A 17,892-nucleotide genomic window follows, 5' to 3' on the forward strand; every position below is an offset into this window, starting at 1 on the left:
TCAGGTTCCTCCGTTGGCCATATCTGCGGCCGTGCGTTCGGCCTGCGTGGCGCGGGCGCGCTCGGGCCATGTCGACTGGATGTAGGCGAGTATGTTCCAGATCTCGCGGTCGGTCAGGACATCACCGAAGGCGGGCATGCCGCTGTCGAACTCCACCCCTTGCCGCGCCAGGGCTTCCCGTCCACCAAGCTTCGTATATTGAAACAGGACCCGGTCGGGATGGTGCCACGTGTGGCCGGTTTTATCGTGAGGCGGCGCGGGCAGACGTCCATCCGCATCGGGGGTTCGCCAATCCGGCTGCCCTTCGAGATTGGCGCCGTGGCAGGCGGCGCAGCTTTCGGCATAAAGCGTCTCTCCCTGCGCAATATCCACAGTGACCGGCATCACCGGCATAGTGGGATCGAGGGTGGCCTGCGGCGCGTCGCGCAGGGCCAACCACGCCCCCACGCCGGCAAGCAGGAGTGCCGCGGCACCGACAATGAGAGCCCTCCGCGTCATGTCACCCGCACCCATGTCATCATCCCGCTTTCCGCATGGCTGAGCATGTGGCAATGAAACAGCCAGTCGCCCGGATTGTCCGCGACAAAGCCGATCTCGCGGGTCTCCTGCGCGGCCACCAGAGCCGTGTCGCGCATGGGGCCGACGGGTCTGCCCTCGCGGATTTCTCGGAAGTGCATCCCGTGCAGATGCATGGCGTGGGGAAAGACGGTCTCGTTGACGATCTCAAGCCGCACCGGCTCACCACGGGAAAGATCGGCCAGCGGGGCCTGCGTCATCTCGGCCATCTCGTTGAAGGCCCAGAACCGTCCCCGCGCCGCGAGTTCGCGAAAGCCCATGCGCTCTCCGCCAAGAAATGCGCTGTCCATCCGGCCCATGGCGCCACCAGACATCACGAGACGCAATGGTCGGGCATCGGTCAGCGACCGGATGCCGACGCCGGGATTGGGCGGCAGAGGTGCAGGTGCCGCGCGCGGTGTCTGCGCGGAGCTGCCCGAGACGGGGAACGCAACCTGCGAGGCGGGTCGGTCGTCATTGCCGATCCGGACGAGATGCGCAGTCTCGCCCGCTTCGGCCGTCACATCGACGATCAGATCGGCGCGTTGCGCCGGGGCGAGAACAAGGACGTCCTGCAGCGGTTCGGGCGCGGCAAGCGGCATGCCGTCGAGCGCGACCGTCCAGCCCCGCAAACCGGCAAGCTGCAACGGAAAGATCCGCGCATTCGACGCGTTGATGAGCCGCAGGCGCAGGCGCATATGGCGCGCAACCGGGATTGACAGACCGAAACGCCCATTGGTGGTGATCAGGTTCCCGATCCGGCCACCATGGCTCATCATCATCGGCTGGTCGAAGCTGTCGTCGATCAGTGCCGTTTCCGGATCGAGAAGCCAGTCGTCGAGCACGAGGATTTCCTCGCGATCCACCTCGGGCGGCGTGGCCTCTTCCACGATCAGCGGTCCGTGAAGGCCGCGGGCGACCTGCACCCAGGACCTGTTATGCGCGTGATACCAGTAGGTCCCGGCATCGGGCGCCACGAAATCATAGTCGAAGGCCTCACCCGGCGCGACGGCCTCTTGCGTCAGACCCGAGACACCGTCCATCGCATTGTCGATGCGGATCCCGTGCCAGTGGACCGAGGTCGGCTCGGGCAGGTCGTTGACCAGCCGCCGCTGCACCCGCTCGCCCTGAAGCACCCGGATCGTTGGGCCAGGCGCGCGGCCTTCGTAGCCCCAGATGGATGTCGCCGGATAGCCGTCGGGGGCGAGCTGCACCGAGACCTTCCGCGCTGTCAGGGTCGCGGGCGCGTGAGAGGCGGCAGACACATGCCGACCGCTCACCGCCAGGGCCAGAACGGCGGCGGTCTGTCCGATGAAGGCGCGTCGTGTCGGCATGGCCAGGATCTCCGGAAAAGTGTCGGGGCGGGCGACGATCTCGCCCGCCACCGGTCGTTCGTGCGTCAGGAGTCGTGTCCCATCCGGAAATCGCCCTCCATGCCGGCCTCGCGGTGGCCCGGCACGTTGCAGGCGAACCCGATCTCGCCGCCTTCGGGAAACGTCCAAATGACTTCGCCCGTATCTCTCGGCGCCAGCAGGACGCTGTTGGCGTCGTCATGCATCATCCCGGCCTCCATCATCCGGTCATGATTGATGCTGCGCATCGTCATCATAGCTTCACGCATCATGGTACGCATTTCGCCAAGGTGGCCATTCCAGGTCTCGCTCGTGCCGATGTTGAACTCGTGCACGGCGCGACCAACATTCACTACTTCGAAGCGAACCGTCTCACCGGGTGCAACCTCGATCGTCTCTGGGCTGAAGTTCATCTCGTCCATTTCGACCGTGATGGTGCGGTCAACCTGTGCGGCATCGCCAGGTTCGCCGATGCCGTCTCCATGTCCAGGGCTGGCAACCGCAGTGGAAACGGCAAGGCCGGCCGCAAGGGCGGTGCCGGTCAGAAGTGTCTTGATCATATCTTGGTCTCTCATGTCTGGGGGTATTTCGGGGTATATGGTCGTGATACGGCCCAAGGTCGCGGGGGCGGAAGATCGACGGGCGCATTTCTCCCGCGTATTGTCGTTCCCGCGATCGGATGACGCGTGGCCTGGAATCCTTGTGCCTCGAATATCGGCCGGGTCATGAGAATGGCGGCAGGTGAACAAGTCGGGTCGGGGTGGCAGGAGCGGTCGACCGCGCCATCGTGCGCTGCGTGTCTGGCACCCGCGCTGTGGTTGTCCCAGACCACGGCGATGTCGAAACGCGCATCCGGTGTGTCGGCAGGGCCGGGCGCTGGATTGGCAAGGACGGCGAGCGCGATCATGAACATCGCGACAAAACATCCGCGCGCGCCGAGAAACGACCGCACCTGCATCAATTGATTCCATTCTCGCGCTGCACTTCACGGACATAGCGCACGATATACTGGACGTCGGCGCGGGTCAGACCCTCGACCGGGGGCATGTTGCCGAAGGGCCAGTGATGCGCGCGCACGCCGTTCCGAACCGCCATCTGAAAGGCTTCGTCGGAATGATGGCTCGGCTCGTATGTGCGATGGATCAGGGGCGGCGCGACGCCATTCTGACCGGCCGCGTTCGCCCCATGGCATTCAGCGCATTTGGCCTCGAAGGCGCGCTGGCCAATCGTTGCCTCGGGCGACAATTGCTCTGGAAGCCGGACCTCGACGATCGGCGCGCCCTCGGCCAGGGCGCTTAACGCAGTTGGATTCGGGTGGGCCATTGATCCTGTCTGTTCCTCGGCCCGTTGCATTGACTGCCAGATCACCACACCCAGACCGGCGGCAAGAACCCCACCGAAAAAAAGCCCGAGTTTGTCCATGTTCCCTGCCCTCAACCTGCTTGGTGCACATCACCTTGCCGCCGAATTGCGACGCACCCGGACCGCCCGATATTGAGCATTCGTTCTATCGGCTGGACCTGAACTGACAATCCGACGAGCCGCTGATTTTTGTATCCGAATGTATCCTTGACATTTGCCCGGTAGGGGCCGCTATCGTTCGACTTGTCGATGAATAAGGCGCACATGATGACTTGGAACCCACGAAATCTGCTATCGGGTGGTGGTGGCATGAAGCTCGGCATGCTGGCCTGTTGTGCCGTGATGCTCTTGCCGCTCGGCGCGTTTCTTCTGGCAGGCGGGACGCTCGGCGGGCTTGCAAGCAATCTTGGCCTTCTGGCCCCGTTGGCGCTGTGCCTTGGCGCGCATGTCGTGATGCATCGCATGATGGGAAAATCCTGTCATGACAGCGAAGCGGACACCCGCCAGCAGGACACCGAACAGGATCGGGGCCCGACGGCGATCGGTCCTGTCGATGCCGCGCGCTGACACGGGAGCAGCGGGTTACGGACTGCGTCCGAAACTGGCCTTGGCTGCACTTCTTGCGCTGGCCGGTTGCGGAACGGCCATACAGCAATGCGCGGGTCCTGACGCAACGCTGTCCACGCGCGGTGCGGCTTTGGCACTTCCGGATGGGTGCCGCGCGGTCCGGACCGGCACCGACGGTTTCGTCACCCTCGCCTGCGAAGGCGGGAGGGTCGGCTATGCGTTCGATTCTCTCGCAAGTAACTCGCAAGAATTGCAATGACATCAAGACGTTCCACACTTGCATTTCTCGGCGTCGCTGCAGGCGTTGTTGTTGGATTCCAGACGCTTTCCTCGCTCTTGGATCGTTTTTCGGGGACGCCCAAGTTCGAGCCTTTGGCGAGCCCGGAGGGCTTCCGGCGGATATCCGGCGGAAGTTCGTCATCTGGCGCCTTCGACCCATTTGTCGGCCTTGAGGCGAAGGAAGATGGACCGAGGCCGGCGACCGTCGCCGAGGTCGAAGCGGACCTTTGCAAAGCACTTTACGCCGAGGCGCCCGAGGATTCCTCCATCGTGCCAATCGCTTCGTTTTCAGATTATTATTGCCCGTATTGTCGCGTACAAATGAGGCGCCTCGCGGATCTTGCCGAAGAACGCGATAGTGCTGTCCGGGTTTCCTGGCACGAGCTGCCGCTTCTCGGGGAAGGGTCTGACCGTGCGGCGAAAGCGGCGTTGGCAGCCAAGCGACAAGGCGCCTACGTCGCGTTTCAGGAAGCTCTGTGGACAACGCCATTCCAGCCGACGCGCGACTATCTGCTTCGATTGTCAGACAGTATCGGAATAGATGGCAACCGGCTGATCGACGATATGCAGAGCGATGAGGTCGTCGACGAACTCATGATCAGCAGAGCTCTCGCGCGGGTTTTCGGTTTCATCGGGACACCGGCTATGGTCGTCGGCGGAACGGTCATCCAGGGTGAGATTGCGGAAGGCGTATTGCGCCGATTGATTGAGATCGAGCGCGGCGAGGGCTGGCGTAGAATATGCTGAGAACATTGATCAAAAAGGCCATTCCCGCGCTCGCGATGAGCGCCTTGTTTTTTGCGATCTGGGTTCCGGCAGCCTCCGCAGCAACTTCGGAGCAGGTGACGACACCGGCACTCAGCGCACAGCTCATCACGGCGGAGAATGGCGTCGCGCGCGGCTCGGGGACGATTTCTGCCGGGCTGGCGCTGGACCTTGGCGAGGGCTGGAAGACCTATTGGCGCACACCCGGCGAGGTGGGTTTCCCGCCGGTGATCGACTGGACCGGGTCGCGCAACGTGGCCGATGTCGAATTTCAGTGGCCCGCGCCCGAACGCTTCACGGCCTTCGGCATCGAGAATTTCGGCTATCATGACGGAGTGATCTTCCCGCTGCGCATCGCGCTGGAACAGCCCGGCCAGCCCGCGCGGCTATCCGCCTCGGTGACGCTGCTGACCTGTTCCGACGTCTGCGTGCCGCAGGATTTCACCCTGACGCTGGACCTGCCCCGCGGCGCATCGATCGATACGGAGAGCGCTGCGCGCATCGCCGATTACGCGGGCCGCGTCCCGGTCGAGGCGGAACCCGGGGGCGTCCGGTCCGCCACCGCGCATGTCGATGCCGACGCAACTGCGCTGACAGTGACGCTGCGGCGGTCCTCGCCCTTCCAGACGCCGGATGTGTTCCCGGAACTGGGAGAAGGTACCTCCCTCGGGGCGCCTGACATCAGACTGGGCGAGAATGGCCGCCTGCTCTGGGCGCGCCTGCCCATCCTTTCGGCGCACGATGCCCTAACTGCTGTGCCTTCGCTCACCGCGACCGATACCGGTGGCTGGGCCGCTACCGTGACGCCGGAAATGCTGGCCACGGCACCGCCGCCGCCCTACAGCGAAGCACGCGCGGCAGTGCCGATTTCCAGCATGGGCTGGATCGCGCTGACAGCCTTTCTCGGTGGATTGATCCTGAACGTCATGCCCTGCGTGCTGCCGGTGCTGTCGATCAAGCTGTCCTCGGCCATGAAACTTGAGGGGGCCGGTCGCGCGACCGTGCGATGGGGATTCCTTGCCTCGGCCGCGGGGGTCATGGTCTTCATGTGGGGCCTCGCCGCGGTCCTTTTTGCGTTGCGGCAGGCAGGGGTCACGGTCGGCTGGGGCCTGCAATTCCAGAACCCGGTGTTCCTCGCGCTGATGATCGGCATCCTTGCCGTTTTCGCTGCGAACCTTGCGGGCGCCTTCGAGATCGCGCTGCCCGCCGGTCTGCAAACCCGGCTTGCCCGGGCCGGGCGCGCTGGGGGGCATGTGGGCGATTTCCTGACCGGGGCCTTCGCTGCACTGCTGGCCACGCCCTGCTCGGCGCCCTTTCTCGGGACGGCCATTGCCTTCGCGCTGGCCGGACGAAGCACCGACATCGCGCTGGTCTTCACCTTCCTTGGTCTGGGGCTCGCGGCTCCCTATTTTCTCGTCGCCGGACGGCCGGGCCTGGTCCGCCACCTGCCAAGGCCAGGGCGCTGGATGATCGCGCTGCGCGTGGTGCTGGGCCTTCTTCTGGCAGTCACCGCGGCTTGGCTTGTCTGGGTGCTGCAGGGCGTGGCCGGCACGACCACGATGCTCGCGGTCGTCGGGATGACGGCGGGCCTCGTTCTGCTGTTGTCGCTGCCGTGGCTCCGGGGCGCGATCCGCGCCGGGCTTGCGTTGCCTATCTTGGGGATCATGCTCTTCGGGGCTGCGTATCTGGCCGACACATCGGCGCCCCGCGCGCACTCGGCGGAGGTCACCGACTGGATCGCCTTCGACCGGGCGGAGATCGCGCGCCGCGTCTCAAGGGGCGAGGTCGTGTTCGTGGATGTCACGGCCGACTGGTGCCTGACCTGCAAGGCGAACAAGGCGCTCGTGCTCGACCGCGACCCTGTCGTCTTGACGCTTGCAGCAGACGCGATCATCCTTATGCAGGCCGACTGGACCCGACCCGATCCGGCGATTTCGCGCTATCTGGAGAGCTTCAACCGCTACGGAATTCCGTTCAACGCGGTCTATGGCCCCGCCGCACCGGACGGGATTGTCCTGCCGGAACTGCTGACCCCGGACGCGGTCATGGCGGCGCTCGATGATGCCGCGGGGGACGAAAGGGCCATCGCCGCACAACCCTGATGGGGCGCTGCCGCGCCCGTTCCAAGACGTGGCTGTCGCAATTCATGGCATGGCAATGGCCCCGGCCTTGTGCCGCTTCGGCGAGAACGGCCGGGGGGTGCCCGCCTCACTTTTCCAGCGCCTTTCGCCGGCTGTCGAACTCTTTCTCGTCGATCTCGCCCGAAGCAAAGCGTTCGCGCAGGATCTCGAGCGCATCGCGCTTTCCGCGATTGCCGCCGCCCTGGTTGTCGTTGAACCATTTCACTGCAAAGACGATCAGGGCGATGACGATACCCCAGAACAGAATCATCATCAGCCCGCCGAATATTCCGTGGCCGCCGCCCCACATCATGTGACCATATCCTTCCTGCCAGTTTTCCCCGGGGTCCGCGGCGGCCAGTGTCGGCGCCGCAAGACCGGTAATTGCCAAAAGTGCCGTTTGTCTCATTTCAAGTCTCCTTCCGTTGTCTCTCGTCGTTGATGGGTGCGTCCTCCGACAGCGGGATGAAGATCGAAGCCTTCAGTCCGCCTTCGGCACGGTTTTCGAGCCGGATGTCGCCGCCGTGTCCGCGCACGATTGCCCGCGCGATGGCAAGGCCCAGCCCGTGTCCCCCGGTTTCGAGCGAGCGGGACGCTTCCAGGCGGTGAAACGGCGCGAAAACCTCCTCGAGCTCTTCCTCGGGGATTCCGGGGCCGTGATCGGTGACCTCGATCACCAGATCGTCGCCCGCGCGGCCCCAGCCGACCGTCGCGCTGCCACCGTAACGGATGGCGTTCTCCGCCAGGTTCCGAACGGCCCTGCGCAGGGCGAGCGGGCGAATGCGCACCGTCATCGACGGGCCACCAGTCAGCGCGAACGGCGTGACCTTGTCGTCTGCCAGTGTCTCCAGCCAGTCGCGCACGTCGACGACCTCCGAGGGTTCGTGGCCCGCCAGTCCTTCGGCGAATGTCAGGGTGGCCTCGGCCATGGTCTGCATCTCGTCGATGGAGGCGATCAGGCTTTCGCGGGTCTCCTCGTCCTCGACCAGTTCAGCATCGAACCGCATCGCCGTGAGAGGCGAGCGCAGATCATGGCTGACCGCAGCGAGAATGCGGGTGCGATCCGCGACAAAGCGCGTCAGCCGTTCCTGCATGCGGTTGAACGCGCGGGTGAGGTCCCGCACCTCCTCGGGGCCGGCGACCGGCAGCGGATCAACCGCGTCACCGCGACCCAGATCCTCGGCGGCGCGCGAAAGATCCCGTAGGGGCCCGGTCAGGCGGGTCATCACGAACCAGAATACCGCGACGAGGATGAGCGCGGCTGTCAGTCCGAAGGTCAGGAAAGAGGAAAGAGGCCATTGCAAAGGCGGGCGCTCGAACCGCGTGGCGACGTTCAGCCATTGGCCGCCGGCCAGCGCGATGGACAGGGTCATCTCGACCGCCTGCATCCTGCCACGCATCATCTCCTGATGCATCCGAGCCATTTGCGGCGACAGGTTCGGGATCGGATGAAGCGGGACGCCGGTTTCTCTGAGGTTAACGCGGATGTCGCGACTGAAGCCGTCGCCAAGCAATGCGCGGACGCGCGTTTCGATATAGGCTGCGTGATGATGGTCAGGCGCGGTGACGCTCGGGGCGGGCGCAAGGTCGAACCGCACCAGCGGCGAATTCGCCGCCCGCACGATAGACGCGGAAAGATCGGGCGGCGCTTCTTCCAACAGGCGCACGACATTGGCGGCGCGCCCCGCCGCCTCGAAGCCAAGGGCGGCGCGAACGGCCAGGCTGCGTTCGTCCGCGAAGAGCCACAGGCTCACCGCCTGCGCGATGGCCAATGCCCCAAGAATGAGGATCACGAGCTGCGCGCGCAGGCTGCCGATGCGCGGCCGGGTCACGCGATCACCTCGACATCCGCGTTCAGACTGTAGCCGTGGCTCCGGACGGTCGTGATGAGCGTCGGGCGCAACGCGTCCGTCTCGATCTTGCGCCGCAGCCGACTGATCTGGTTGTCGATCGTGCGGTCGAGCGGGCCCGCCGCGCGCCCCGCCGTGAGATCGAGAAGCTGTTCGCGGCTCAGGACGGTGCGCGGACGCGCCAGAAGGACCGTCAAGAGCCGGAAATCCGCCGTCGTCAGTTGCACGCGATTGCCGTCCCGGTCGGTAATGACATGGGCGTCGGTATCGAGAGCCAGCCCGCCGAACCGCAGGATGCGCCCCGAAAGTGCCCCGGCCTCGCTCATCTCCTCGGGTGCGCGGCGCAGTACCGCCTTGATCCGTGCGAGCAGCTCGCGCGGGTTGAACGGTTTCGGGAGGTAGTCGTCCGCGCCGATCTCCAGACCCACGATACGGTCCTGATCCTGCCCGAGCGCAGTCAGCATGATGATCGGAAGCCGTTTCTCGGCCGATAGACGTTTGCAGATCGAAAGCCCGTCCTCGCCCGGCATCATGACGTCGAGCACCATCAGGTCGTAGTGTCCTTTCGCGAGCTTCTCGTCCATGTCTCGGGCATCCTTCGCCGCCGTCGCCCGCATGCCATTGCGTTCCAGGAATCGCGTGACCGAATCCCGTATCTGGCGGTGATCGTCGACAACCAGGATATGCGGCAAGCTATTCATCCTTATCATTTGGCAGGGTGGCGACACAGGGTCAGCACCGCGATTGTAGCGCTTTGTATCAGGCACCCGCGTTGCGACGAACGGATACAAAATCGGAAATGACGCAGCCTTGGCGTTCTTTATTACTTTCCCATGTCGGTTAGGCATTTCACACGAGAAAGGATACGGACATGAAAACTGGAGCGAAACTCGCGGTGGCGACCGCCATTCTGATGTCTATGGGCGGGGCCGCGCTGGCCGCGGGCGATCATGGGCATGGCGGTCAGGGCGCGCCGGGAGCGCAAGGTCCCGGCGCCGGCAACCATGACATGATGCAGACGATGATGCGGATGCACGCCCAGATGATGGGGAGCAGCGGTCCCTTGGGCGGCATGGCCATGATGGACGCCGGTGGCCGCATGTCGGGCATGGGCATGATGGGCGGCGGAGCGTCGCTGATGGGCATGGGAATGGAGCGATTCGACGCGGATGGCGATGGCACGGTGACATCGCAGGAGGCCCACGAAGGACTGCAGGCCCTGCTGGCGGAATATGACGCCGATGGCGACGAAACGCTGTCGCTCGCAGAATTCGAGACCCTCCACAGCGCGCTCATTCGCGAAACCATGGTAGACCGCTTCCAGTTCCTCGACGACGATGGCGACGGCGCGGTGTCGGTGGCAGAGATCGTCAAGCCGGCTGACATGATGGAGCGTATGAAGACGATGCGCGACGGCATGATGCCCGGCCCGAACGGCGGCATGCAGGGCGACGGCGGCATGATGGGGACACCCGGCGAGGGTCGCATGGGAAATAACTGAGCCCACCTTTCCGCCACCCCTTGCCCGGTTCCGCATCGAGCGGGACTGGGCCTCAACCATGGAAGGACGGACAGAATGGCATATACGCACGATCGGGTGATGGTGGGCTCCGACATCGACGACGCGGAGGCCCGCGTACGCGCGGCGCTGACGGAGGCAGGCTTCGGCGTTCTGACCGAGATCGACGTCAAGGCGACGATGAAGAAGAAGATCGACAAGGACATGGATGGCTACAAGATCCTTGGCGCCTGCAATCCTAACATGGCCTGGGAAGCCATGGGCCTCGAGCCGCGGATCGGCGCGATGCTGCCCTGCAATGTCATCCTGCGCAGCGTCGAGGGTGGTACGGAGGTCAGCGCCATCGACCCGGTCGCCTCCATGCAGGCAGTGGACAATGCCGCGTTGCACAAGGTGGCCGGCGAGGTCCGCGACATGCTCGTGCGCGCTGTGGAAGCGGCCTGAGGACAGTGGCGACCATGACACGCTTTCTTGACCGGCGCCTCGTCCTTCTCGGCCTGTCCGCAGCGCCACTTTGGCTCGCGGCGTCTCGCGCTCTGGCGCAGAGTCGAGCGATCTGGTCGGCAAAAGAGGCACATGACGCGCTTCTTGGCGACACCGCGCGCGTGATCGATGTCAGATCGCGCGCGGAATGGCAGGAAACCGGTGTCGGCGCCGGGGTCTGGCCGATCAGCATGCATGAAGACGGGTTCGCGGAACGGCTCTTCGCCGCGAAAGTCCTGGCCGGCGCGCGCGAGGCTGGACTGATCTGCGCGACCGGAGGCCGGTCCGCGGCGCTGCTGGACACCCTGACCCGGTCTGGCCACGCGGGCTTTGCCAACGTCTCCGAGGGCATGCTCGGATCGCCGCGCGGCCCCGGCTGGCTGGCCGCGGGCTTGCCCGTCGTTCCACTCGACACAGCCCTCGCGTCGCTGCCCGACGATCTTCGCTGAGATGCCGGGCGCGCGCACCAGATCGGTTCGGGACGCCTGGCTGCATCGGGCCGGGTTCTGGATCGCGGCCGCTTTCGTGGCGCTCCTGATCCTCGCCTGGGCCATGGATTGGTTGCCCGGCGCCATCGACCGGACAACGATCGAGGCATGGGTGGCGTCGGCCGGGTCGTGGGGGCCGCTTGCGGTGATCGCTCTCATGACCGCTGCGGTCGTCGCAAGCCCCATCCCAAGCGCGCCGATCGCGCTCGCATCCGGGGCGGCCTACGGCCACTATGCGGGCATGGTGTATGTTGCGCTTGGGGCGGAAATCGGGGCGATAATGGCATTCCTGATCGCGCGCAGGCTTGGGCGAGGACCGGTCGAGCGCCTCCTGGGTGACAAGGCCGATTACGGGCTGCTTGGCTCGCAGAACGCGCTGACGCTCACCGTGTTCGTCAGCCGTCTTCTGCCCTTCGTGTCCTTCGACGCGATGAGCTATACGGCCGGGCTGAGCCGTCTTCATTTCTGGCGCTTCGGTCTGGCAACGATGGCCGGGATCCTGCCGGCCAGCTTCCTGCTGGCGCATTTCGGCAGCGCCGCGATGGACGGCGATTTTGGCAGTGCCGAATGGGTCGTGCTCGGGCTCGGGCTCGCGACGGCGGTTCCCCTGGTCGTCCTCGCGCTCCGCCGTGGCACACCCGGGAATGCCGACGCACCTGAAACCGATCAAAAGGAAGACGTGTCATGAGTTCCGAATATCGGAAAAACAGCATCACCTTGCCCGGCGCAGTGGCCATGGGCACCGGGGTCATGATCGGCGCGGGCATCTTCGCGCTGACCGGGCAGATCGCCGAGCTTGCCGGGCCGCTCTTCCCGCTGTCTTTTATCGTCGGTGCAATCGTGACCGCGTTCAGCGCCTACACCTACGCCAAGATGTCGAACGCCTTTCCGTCCGCGGGCGGCATCGGGATGATCCTGACGAAAGCCTACGGGCCGACGGCGATCGCGGCGGGCGCCGCGATGCTGATGGCGCTGTCGATGGTGATCGCCGAGAGTCTCGTGGCGCGAACCTTCGCGACCTATGTTCTGCGACCCTTCGACATCACGGAGGGGCCGCTGGTACCGGTCATCGCCGTCGCAGTGATCCTGTTTGCCTTCTTCGTGAACGTTGCCGGCAACCGGTCGGTCGGGCTCTTCTCGCTGGTGATGGCCTTGATCAAGATCGGCGGCATCGCGATCTTCGGAATTGCGGCCCTGTGGTCGAGCGGCGTCGGCTTTTCCGCCGCCTCCGAGGTCGGCCACGAGTTCACCGCGACCGGCTTTGTCGCCTCCGTGGCGCTGGCCATTCTGGCCTTCAAGGGCTTTACCACGATCACCAACAGCGGCGCCGAGATCACTGACCCGCACCACAATGTGGGCCGGGCGATCACGATCTCGATCACGCTCTGCGTCGTCGTATACCTGCTGGTCGCCTTCGGTGTCGGGTCGAGCCTGACCATCGACCGTATCATCGAAGCGCGCGACTATTCCCTGGCCGAGGCGGCCGAACCCGCGCTCGGGCAGGCGGGGTTCCTGCTCACGGTGCTTCTCGCGGCGGTGGCAACTGCTTCGGGGCTGCTGGCGAGCATCTTTGCGGTGTCGCGCATGCTGGCTATGCTGACCGACATGAAGATGATCCCTCACAGCCATTTCGGCATGTCGGGCGGGATCCAGCGCCACATGCTGATCTACACCGTCGTCATCGGCTCGGCGCTGACCGTGTTTTTCGACCTCGGCCGGATCGCGTCGCTGGGCGTCTTCTTCTACCTGGTGATGGACATCATCGTTCACTTGGGCGTGTTCCGGCATCTCCGCCGGGAGATCGGCGCGCGCGGCTGGGTGCTGCTGACGGCGATCGTGCTCGACATGGTGGTGCTGGCCGCCTTCGCCGCGATGAAGTGGCAGTCCGATCCGTTGATCGTCGTACTTGGCGCGACCGGCATGGCGTTGGTGTTCCTGTTCGAGCTGGTCTTTCTTGCGCGCAATCCGATCACAGAAGGCCATCCCGACCACCATCAAAAGTGACTTGAGCTTCCAGTCGCTGGAGGCGTGACACTGCGACCGAACCAGAAAGGTGCGCACAGCATGGACCACGATCATCATCACGCGGCGTCCGACATACCCGCAGGAACCGAGACGGCGAAGGACCCGGTCTGCGGGATGAGTGTCGCGGTCAAGCCGGACGGGCGGCACGCGGAGTTCCGGGGCGAGACCTTCCATTTCTGCTCCGAGAAATGCCAGACCAAGTTCAAGGCCGACCCGTGGCACTACGCGTCGGGCCGCGCCGCAGGGAAGAAGAAGGCCGCCCCCGCGGACGTCCAGTACACCTGCCCCATGCACCCCGAGATCGTGCGCGACGAACCCGGAAGCTGCCCGATCTGCGGCATGGCGCTGGAGCCGATGGTGCCATCGGACGAGCCCAGCGAGGAGCTGACGGACTTCACCCGCCGAATGTGGATCAGCGCGGCGGCGGCCGTGCCACTGGTCATCCTCACGATGGGCGAACTGGTCGGCCTGCCGGTCCGCGACTGGCTTGGGCATCAACTGTCGGTCTACGTCGAGTTCGTCCTCGCCACGCCCGTCATCCTCTGGGCGGCGCTTCCGTTCTTCAGGCGCGGCATCGACTCTTTCCGCAACCTGTCGCCCAACATGTGGACGCTGATCTCGTTGGGCGTCGGAGCGGCCTATATCTACTCGCTCTTCGCCACATTCGCGCCCGGCGTTTTTCCCGAGCAGTATCGCATGGGCGATGGGGTCGGCACTTATTTCGAAGCAGCTGTCGTGATCGTCGCACTGGTCTTCGTGGGTCAGGTGCTGGAGCTTCGCGCGCGGGAACGCACCGGCGACGCGATCCGCGCGCTGATGGATCTCGCGCCCAAGACCGCGCGCCGCATCCTGCCGGACGGCTCGGAATACGATGCGCCGCTCGAGAACATCGTAGAAGGCGACATGCTGCGTGTGCGACCAGGCGACAGCGTGCCGGTCGATGGCGAGGTGGTCGAGGGCCGGTCCTCCGTCGACGAAAGCATGATTACGGGCGAACCTGTACCCGTGGAGAAGACCGAGGGCGACCGGGTCACGGGCGGCACGATCAACAAGAACGGGACGCTGGCGATCCGGGCGACGCAGGTCGGAGCTGACACCGTGCTGGCCCAGATCGTCGAGATGGTCGCCGGCGCCCGGCGCTCCCGCGCGCCAATCCAGGGGTTGGCCGACCGGGTCTCGTCGATCTTCGTACCGACGGTCGTCGCGGTGGCCATCGCGGCGTTCTTCGCCTGGCTTGCCTTCGGTCCCGAACCGGCGCTGGCCTTCGCCATCGCCTCGGCCGTCTCTGTCCTGATCATCGCCTGTCCCTGTGCTCTCGGCCTCGCAACGCCGATCTCGATCACAACCGCCGCAGGACGCGGCGCACAAGCGGGCGTGCTGATCAAGGACGCCGAGGCGCTGGAACGCATGGCTCGCGTCGATACCGTGATCGTGGACAAGACCGGCACGTTGACCGAGGGCAAGCCCACGCTCACCGATGTCGTGGCGCTGCAGGGCGACGAGGCGGAGGTGCTGGGCCTTGCCGCTGCGTTGGAGCGCGGCTCCGAGCACCCGCTCGCCGAGGCGATTGTCGCGGGCGCGCGGGATCGCGGTCTGTCGCCCGGCAGCGCGGCCGATTTCGAAGCGGTAACAGGCAAGGGCGTGCGCGGCACCGTCGATGGACGCCGCGTGGCGCTCGGCAACCCGGCGATGATGCAGGATTTCGGCCTTGAGACCGGAAAAGCCGAGGCGCGGGCCGACACGCTCCGCGCGGATGGCAAGACAGCGATGTTCGTGGCCGTCGATGGCGCGCTGGCCGGGATCGTCGCCGTGGCCGATCCGATCAAGCAAAGCACCGAAGGGGCGATCCGCGATCTGCATGCGCTCGGTCTGACCATCATCATGGCGACCGGCGACAACCAGCGCACGGCCGAGGCTGTCGCGCGGCAACTCGGCATCGACGAGGTGCGCGCCGGGGTTCTGCCCGAAGATAAGCAGAAGCTGGTCGAGGAACTGCGCGCCAAGGGCGCGTCGGTGGCGATGGCCGGCGACGGGGTGAACGACGCCCCGGCGCTGGCGGCGGCGGACGTGGGCATCGCCATGAGCACGGGCGCCGACGTGGCGGTGGAAAGCGCCGGCATCACGCTGATGCGCGGCGATCTGGTGGGGCTCGTGCGGGCGCGCAAGCTGGCCGTGGCGACGCTGCGCAACATCCGGCAGAACCTGTTCTTCGCCTTCGCCTATAACGCGGCGGGCGTGCCGATCGCCGCCGGGGTCCTCTATCCGGTCGTGGGGCTGCTGCTGTCACCGATGATCGCCGCGGCGGCGATGAGCCTCTCGTCGGTCTCGGTGATCTCGAACGCGCTGCGGCTTCGCCGCGTCCGGCTCTGATCGAAAGGAGAACATCCATGGCCAACGGGCATCACGGGCACATGCCGTCGAGCGGCCGCGGAATGGCGATCTCCGCCTGGCTGACGGGGGTTTACTTCGTGATCGAGATGGGCATCGGCCTCTGGACCGGGTCGATCGCGGTGATCTCGGACGCGTTCCACACCTTCTCCGCCGTCGGCGGCGTGCTTGTGGCCATCGTCGCCGCGCGTCTGGCCCGGCGTCCCGCCGACGAGGACCGCAGCTTCGGCTGGTATCGCGCCGAAATCATCGGTGCGCTGGTCAACGGCGGCTTCCTGCTCGGCATGGCCCTGGTCGTCATCGTGATGGCGGCCATGCGCCTGTCGGACCCGATCGCGTTGCCGACCGGCCCGATGCTGCTGGCCGCTGCCGGCGGGCTGGTGACCGAGTTCATATCGCTGGGACTGATCTGGAAGCAGAGCAAGAGCGACCTCAACGTGAAGGGCGCGCTCTGGCATATCATCCAGACCTTCGTCGGCAGCCTGCTGATCATCGTCACCGCATTGGTGATCAAGTTCACAGGCTTCCTGCTCATCGACCCGATCCTCGGCATGGCGTTCGGCTTCGTGCTGCTCTGGGCAAGCTGGGGTATCCTGCGCGACTCCATGCATCTTTTGATGGAGGGCACGCCGGCCGATGTCAGCCTTCCGGAGGTCACGCGTAGGCTCGAAGCCCTCGGCGGCGTGGCCTACGCCCACCACGTTCACGCCTGGGCGCTGACCAGCGGGAAGCACGTATTTTCCGGTCACCTGCGCGTGCAAGAGGGCGCCGACCCACAGGAAGTGCTAAAGGCTGCATACGGGATGCTGCGTGACCGCTTCGGCTTCTTCTTCGTGACCTTGCAGGTCGAGGACCGTTGTCTCGATGAAAGCGGCGCCGAAACGATCGACATCACCCGTACGCCGACCGCCGAAAGGACGGCGACATGAACGGTCCTGCGACCCAATCGGCGCCATCGATTCGGCTTAGACTTGCGCGGCGGATCATCCGGCGCGTCATCAGACAGGCCGCCCGCAGAGGGCTGGCCAACAATCTCCTGACATATTCGGACGGCACGCAGACCCGCTGGCTCGATCCCGAGATCGACCGGTTCCTCAAGGCGATGGACGGCGAGGTATGCCGCCTGCGGTCGCAGGCGGATTTGGACGCGCTCCCCGGCTTTGGCAACGCGGTGATGGTCGAACTGGCCGCGTGGAGCACAGCCGCCGACCGCAGCTTGCGCCATCTCGGCGTGACGCCCAAGACAGCGCACCGCGTGGTGGCCGATCTCGGATGGGACGTCTATCGCCGGATGCTGCGGCTGAGTTCGCTGCCCGCCCGCCTGGTGACGCGCGATCCGGGGCGGCGGCTGCGTTGGACAATCCGCGCACTCCTCGTTTTCCCGTTCCATGCCCCGGGGGCGCCCGGCTATGCGGTGGAGACTTGGCGCGACGGCGACGACATCCTCACACATTTCACATGCTGCCCGCCACAGAGCTTCGTGCGCCGGGTGGCCGAGACCGAGGACGACCCCGACACGCTCGAAGCATTCCGCCAGAGTTGGTGCACCTACGACTGGCCGGGTGCGGATCTGATCGCCGGAGACGGAAAGCGCAGCCATTATCGCCGCCGCCGGACACTGTCGCACGGGGACACCATGTGCGACATGTGCTGGGCGGCGCGTTCGCAAGGGCGCGGGAGCTCTCCACACGCTCGGAAAACGTAACATGCGCATCTTTCTTCTGCTCGCCTTGATCACCGCCTCCGAGGCGACAATCGGCGTCTTCGTCAAGCTGACCGGGGATGCGATCCCGATCCAGACGCTGAACTTCTACGCGCTGAGCTTTGCCGCCGCGTTCCTGGCACTGTCCATCCCGCAAACGACCGGGCGACCTCTAAGGTTTCCCCGCGGCAACGTGAAGGACACGGTCATTATCGGGGCGCTCATCGCCGCTCAAATCAGCGTTTTCAACTATGCCATGACGCTCGTGCCGATCGCGAATGCCGTGGTGTTCTGGAGCGTCGCCCCGTTCTGTCAATCCCGGAGCAAAATTGGCCAAGTTCCCGGTGTAAAATTGATCAGCTTGGTCGCGGTTTAGCTGCGCCTTGGCGCGGGTGCTCTCCAGATAGCTGACGTGTGCCAAGGCGCGCAGGCCGCAG

Annotated in this window: 20 protein-coding genes; 12 read left to right on the plus strand and 8 right to left on the minus strand. The window is 65.3% G+C overall.

The genetic code is table 11. The features are described 5' to 3' along the window. From ROE7235_RS11610 to ROE7235_RS11630, 5 genes are all read right to left on the minus strand, one after another. Positions 1–393, minus strand: coding sequence for a c-type cytochrome (locus tag ROE7235_RS11610; RefSeq protein WP_234992374.1), 393 nt, complete (start codon positions 391–393; stop codon positions 1–3). 101 nt (positions 394–494) lie between these two features. Continuing rightward, positions 495–1,889, minus strand: a complete 1,395-nt coding sequence (locus ROE7235_RS11615) for a multicopper oxidase family protein (protein WP_085880895.1) — start codon at positions 1,887–1,889, stop codon at positions 495–497. Between the two features lie 65 nt (positions 1,890–1,954). Next, the gene (locus ROE7235_RS11620) at positions 1,955–2,467 is read right to left on the minus strand and encodes a cupredoxin domain-containing protein (RefSeq protein WP_121095726.1); all 513 of its coding nucleotides are present in this window, start codon (positions 2,465–2,467) and stop codon (positions 1,955–1,957) included. An 11-nt stretch (positions 2,468–2,478) separates the two neighbouring features. Then, positions 2,479–2,865, minus strand: coding sequence for a hypothetical protein (locus ROE7235_RS11625; protein ID WP_121095720.1), 387 nt, complete (start codon positions 2,863–2,865; stop codon positions 2,479–2,481). Beyond that, positions 2,865–3,329 (minus strand): cytochrome c, encoded by a 465-nt coding sequence (locus ROE7235_RS11630; RefSeq protein WP_085880884.1) that lies wholly within the window; start codon positions 3,327–3,329, stop codon positions 2,865–2,867. The genes ROE7235_RS11625 and ROE7235_RS11630 overlap by 1 nt, the downstream gene beginning before the upstream one ends. A 204-nt stretch (positions 3,330–3,533) precedes the next feature. Between ROE7235_RS11630 and ROE7235_RS11635 the strand changes: the two genes are divergently transcribed. The 3 genes from ROE7235_RS11635 (at position 3,534) to ROE7235_RS11650 (ending at position 6,982) form a co-directional block, all read left to right on the plus strand. Further along, positions 3,534–3,836, plus strand: coding sequence for a DUF2933 domain-containing protein (locus ROE7235_RS11635; protein WP_121095727.1), 303 nt, complete (start codon positions 3,534–3,536; stop codon positions 3,834–3,836). Between the two features lie 255 nt (positions 3,837–4,091). After that, positions 4,092–4,862 carry a DsbA family protein gene (locus ROE7235_RS11645; RefSeq protein ID WP_085880882.1) on the plus strand — a complete coding sequence of 257 codons (771 nt, stop codon included), beginning with the start codon at positions 4,092–4,094 and terminating at the stop codon, positions 4,860–4,862. Then, the gene (locus tag ROE7235_RS11650; protein WP_085880881.1) at positions 4,856–6,982 is read left to right on the plus strand and encodes a protein-disulfide reductase DsbD family protein; all 2,127 of its coding nucleotides are present in this window, start codon (positions 4,856–4,858) and stop codon (positions 6,980–6,982) included. Before ROE7235_RS11645 ends, ROE7235_RS11650 begins: the two co-directional genes overlap by 7 nt. Positions 6,983–7,088: 106 nt before the next feature. Here the strand turns inward: ROE7235_RS11650 and ROE7235_RS11655 are convergent, their stop codons facing one another. From ROE7235_RS11655 to ROE7235_RS11665, 3 genes are all read right to left on the minus strand, one after another. Next, complete coding sequence (locus ROE7235_RS11655) at positions 7,089–7,313, minus strand: SHOCT domain-containing protein (protein WP_245963942.1); 225 nt, start codon at positions 7,311–7,313, stop codon at positions 7,089–7,091. 97 nt (positions 7,314–7,410) lie between these two features. Further along, complete coding sequence (locus ROE7235_RS11660; protein WP_085880880.1) at positions 7,411–8,832, minus strand: ATP-binding protein; 1,422 nt, start codon at positions 8,830–8,832, stop codon at positions 7,411–7,413. Then, positions 8,829–9,551, minus strand: a complete 723-nt coding sequence (locus tag ROE7235_RS11665; protein WP_085880879.1) for a response regulator — start codon at positions 9,549–9,551, stop codon at positions 8,829–8,831. The genes ROE7235_RS11660 and ROE7235_RS11665 overlap by 4 nt, the downstream gene beginning before the upstream one ends. Before the next feature lie 170 nt (positions 9,552–9,721). Here ROE7235_RS11665 and ROE7235_RS11670 point away from each other — a divergent pair, with 170 nt between their 5' ends. The 9 genes from ROE7235_RS11670 (at position 9,722) to ROE7235_RS11710 (ending at position 17,831) form a co-directional block, all read left to right on the plus strand. Beyond that, a complete protein-coding gene (locus tag ROE7235_RS11670) occupies positions 9,722–10,351 on the plus strand; it encodes an EF-hand domain-containing protein (protein ID WP_085880878.1) in 630 nt (209 codons plus the stop codon). A 75-nt stretch (positions 10,352–10,426) separates the two neighbouring features. Further along, positions 10,427–10,813 carry a DUF302 domain-containing protein gene (locus ROE7235_RS11675; RefSeq protein WP_085880877.1) on the plus strand — a complete coding sequence of 129 codons (387 nt, stop codon included), beginning with the start codon at positions 10,427–10,429 and terminating at the stop codon, positions 10,811–10,813. Positions 10,814–10,827: 14 nt separating this feature from the next. Further along, the gene (locus ROE7235_RS11680) at positions 10,828–11,301 is read left to right on the plus strand and encodes a rhodanese-like domain-containing protein (protein ID WP_085880876.1); all 474 of its coding nucleotides are present in this window, start codon (positions 10,828–10,830) and stop codon (positions 11,299–11,301) included. A gap of 1 nt (position 11,302) precedes the next feature. After that, entirely contained in the window at positions 11,303–12,028 is a 726-nt protein-coding gene (locus tag ROE7235_RS11685; protein WP_234992370.1) for a TVP38/TMEM64 family protein, read from the plus strand. Further along, complete coding sequence (locus ROE7235_RS11690) at positions 12,025–13,344, plus strand: APC family permease (RefSeq protein WP_085880875.1); 1,320 nt, start codon at positions 12,025–12,027, stop codon at positions 13,342–13,344. Before ROE7235_RS11685 ends, ROE7235_RS11690 begins: the two co-directional genes overlap by 4 nt. A gap of 60 nt (positions 13,345–13,404) precedes the next feature. Then, on the plus strand, positions 13,405–15,735 hold the full coding sequence (locus ROE7235_RS11695) for a heavy metal translocating P-type ATPase (protein WP_085880874.1): 2,331 nt from the start codon (positions 13,405–13,407) through the stop codon (positions 15,733–15,735). Between the two features lie 17 nt (positions 15,736–15,752). Then, the gene (locus tag ROE7235_RS11700; RefSeq protein ID WP_121095722.1) at positions 15,753–16,682 is read left to right on the plus strand and encodes a cation diffusion facilitator family transporter; all 930 of its coding nucleotides are present in this window, start codon (positions 15,753–15,755) and stop codon (positions 16,680–16,682) included. Next, entirely contained in the window at positions 16,679–17,458 is a 780-nt protein-coding gene (locus ROE7235_RS11705) for a hypothetical protein (RefSeq protein WP_085880872.1), read from the plus strand. The genes ROE7235_RS11700 and ROE7235_RS11705 overlap by 4 nt, the downstream gene beginning before the upstream one ends. Before the next feature lies 1 nt (position 17,459). After that, positions 17,460–17,831: an EamA family transporter gene (locus ROE7235_RS11710; protein WP_245963943.1), complete on the plus strand. Its 372-nt coding sequence runs from the start codon at positions 17,460–17,462 to the stop codon at positions 17,829–17,831. The last annotated feature ends 61 nt before the right edge of the window (positions 17,832–17,892 follow it).

It is taken from the genome of Roseinatronobacter ekhonensis (genome assembly GCF_900499075.1).
Lineage (GTDB): Bacteria > Pseudomonadota > Alphaproteobacteria > Rhodobacterales > Rhodobacteraceae > Roseinatronobacter > Roseinatronobacter ekhonensis.

Excerpts from the sequence above, each read along its gene's own strand:
- ROE7235_RS11695 (WP_085880874.1), top strand. The coding sequence starts at position 13,405 with ATGGACCACGATCATCATCACGCGGCGTCCGACATACCCGCAGGAACC.
- ROE7235_RS11685 (WP_234992370.1), top strand. The coding sequence starts at position 11,303 with ATGCCGGGCGCGCGCACCAGATCGGTTCGGGACGCCTGGCTGCATCGG.
- ROE7235_RS11630 (WP_085880884.1), bottom strand. The coding sequence starts at position 3,329 with ATGGACAAACTCGGGCTTTTTTTCGGTGGGGTTCTTGCCGCCGGTCTG.
- ROE7235_RS11670 (WP_085880878.1), top strand. The coding sequence starts at position 9,722 with ATGAAAACTGGAGCGAAACTCGCGGTGGCGACCGCCATTCTGATGTCT.
- ROE7235_RS11610 (WP_234992374.1), bottom strand. The coding sequence starts at position 393 with ATGCCGGTGATGCCGGTCACTGTGGATATTGCGCAGGGAGAGACGCTT.
- ROE7235_RS11680 (WP_085880876.1), top strand. The coding sequence starts at position 10,828 with ATGACACGCTTTCTTGACCGGCGCCTCGTCCTTCTCGGCCTGTCCGCA.
- ROE7235_RS11620 (WP_121095726.1), bottom strand. The coding sequence starts at position 2,467 with ATGATCAAGACACTTCTGACCGGCACCGCCCTTGCGGCCGGCCTTGCC.
- ROE7235_RS11625 (WP_121095720.1), bottom strand. The coding sequence starts at position 2,865 with ATGCAGGTGCGGTCGTTTCTCGGCGCGCGCGGATGTTTTGTCGCGATG.
- ROE7235_RS11645 (WP_085880882.1), top strand. The coding sequence starts at position 4,092 with ATGACATCAAGACGTTCCACACTTGCATTTCTCGGCGTCGCTGCAGGC.
- ROE7235_RS11650 (WP_085880881.1), top strand. The coding sequence starts at position 4,856 with ATGCTGAGAACATTGATCAAAAAGGCCATTCCCGCGCTCGCGATGAGC.
- ROE7235_RS11705 (WP_085880872.1), top strand. The coding sequence starts at position 16,679 with ATGAACGGTCCTGCGACCCAATCGGCGCCATCGATTCGGCTTAGACTT.
- ROE7235_RS11675 (WP_085880877.1), top strand. The coding sequence starts at position 10,427 with ATGGCATATACGCACGATCGGGTGATGGTGGGCTCCGACATCGACGAC.
- ROE7235_RS11700 (WP_121095722.1), top strand. The coding sequence starts at position 15,753 with ATGGCCAACGGGCATCACGGGCACATGCCGTCGAGCGGCCGCGGAATG.
- ROE7235_RS11655 (WP_245963942.1), bottom strand. The coding sequence starts at position 7,313 with ATGATGTGGGGCGGCGGCCACGGAATATTCGGCGGGCTGATGATGATT.
- ROE7235_RS11615 (WP_085880895.1), bottom strand. The coding sequence starts at position 1,889 with ATGCCGACACGACGCGCCTTCATCGGACAGACCGCCGCCGTTCTGGCC.
- ROE7235_RS11690 (WP_085880875.1), top strand. The coding sequence starts at position 12,025 with ATGAGTTCCGAATATCGGAAAAACAGCATCACCTTGCCCGGCGCAGTG.
- ROE7235_RS11665 (WP_085880879.1), bottom strand. The coding sequence starts at position 9,551 with ATGAATAGCTTGCCGCATATCCTGGTTGTCGACGATCACCGCCAGATA.
- ROE7235_RS11710 (WP_245963943.1), top strand. The coding sequence starts at position 17,460 with ATGCGCATCTTTCTTCTGCTCGCCTTGATCACCGCCTCCGAGGCGACA.
- ROE7235_RS11635 (WP_121095727.1), top strand. The coding sequence starts at position 3,534 with ATGATGACTTGGAACCCACGAAATCTGCTATCGGGTGGTGGTGGCATG.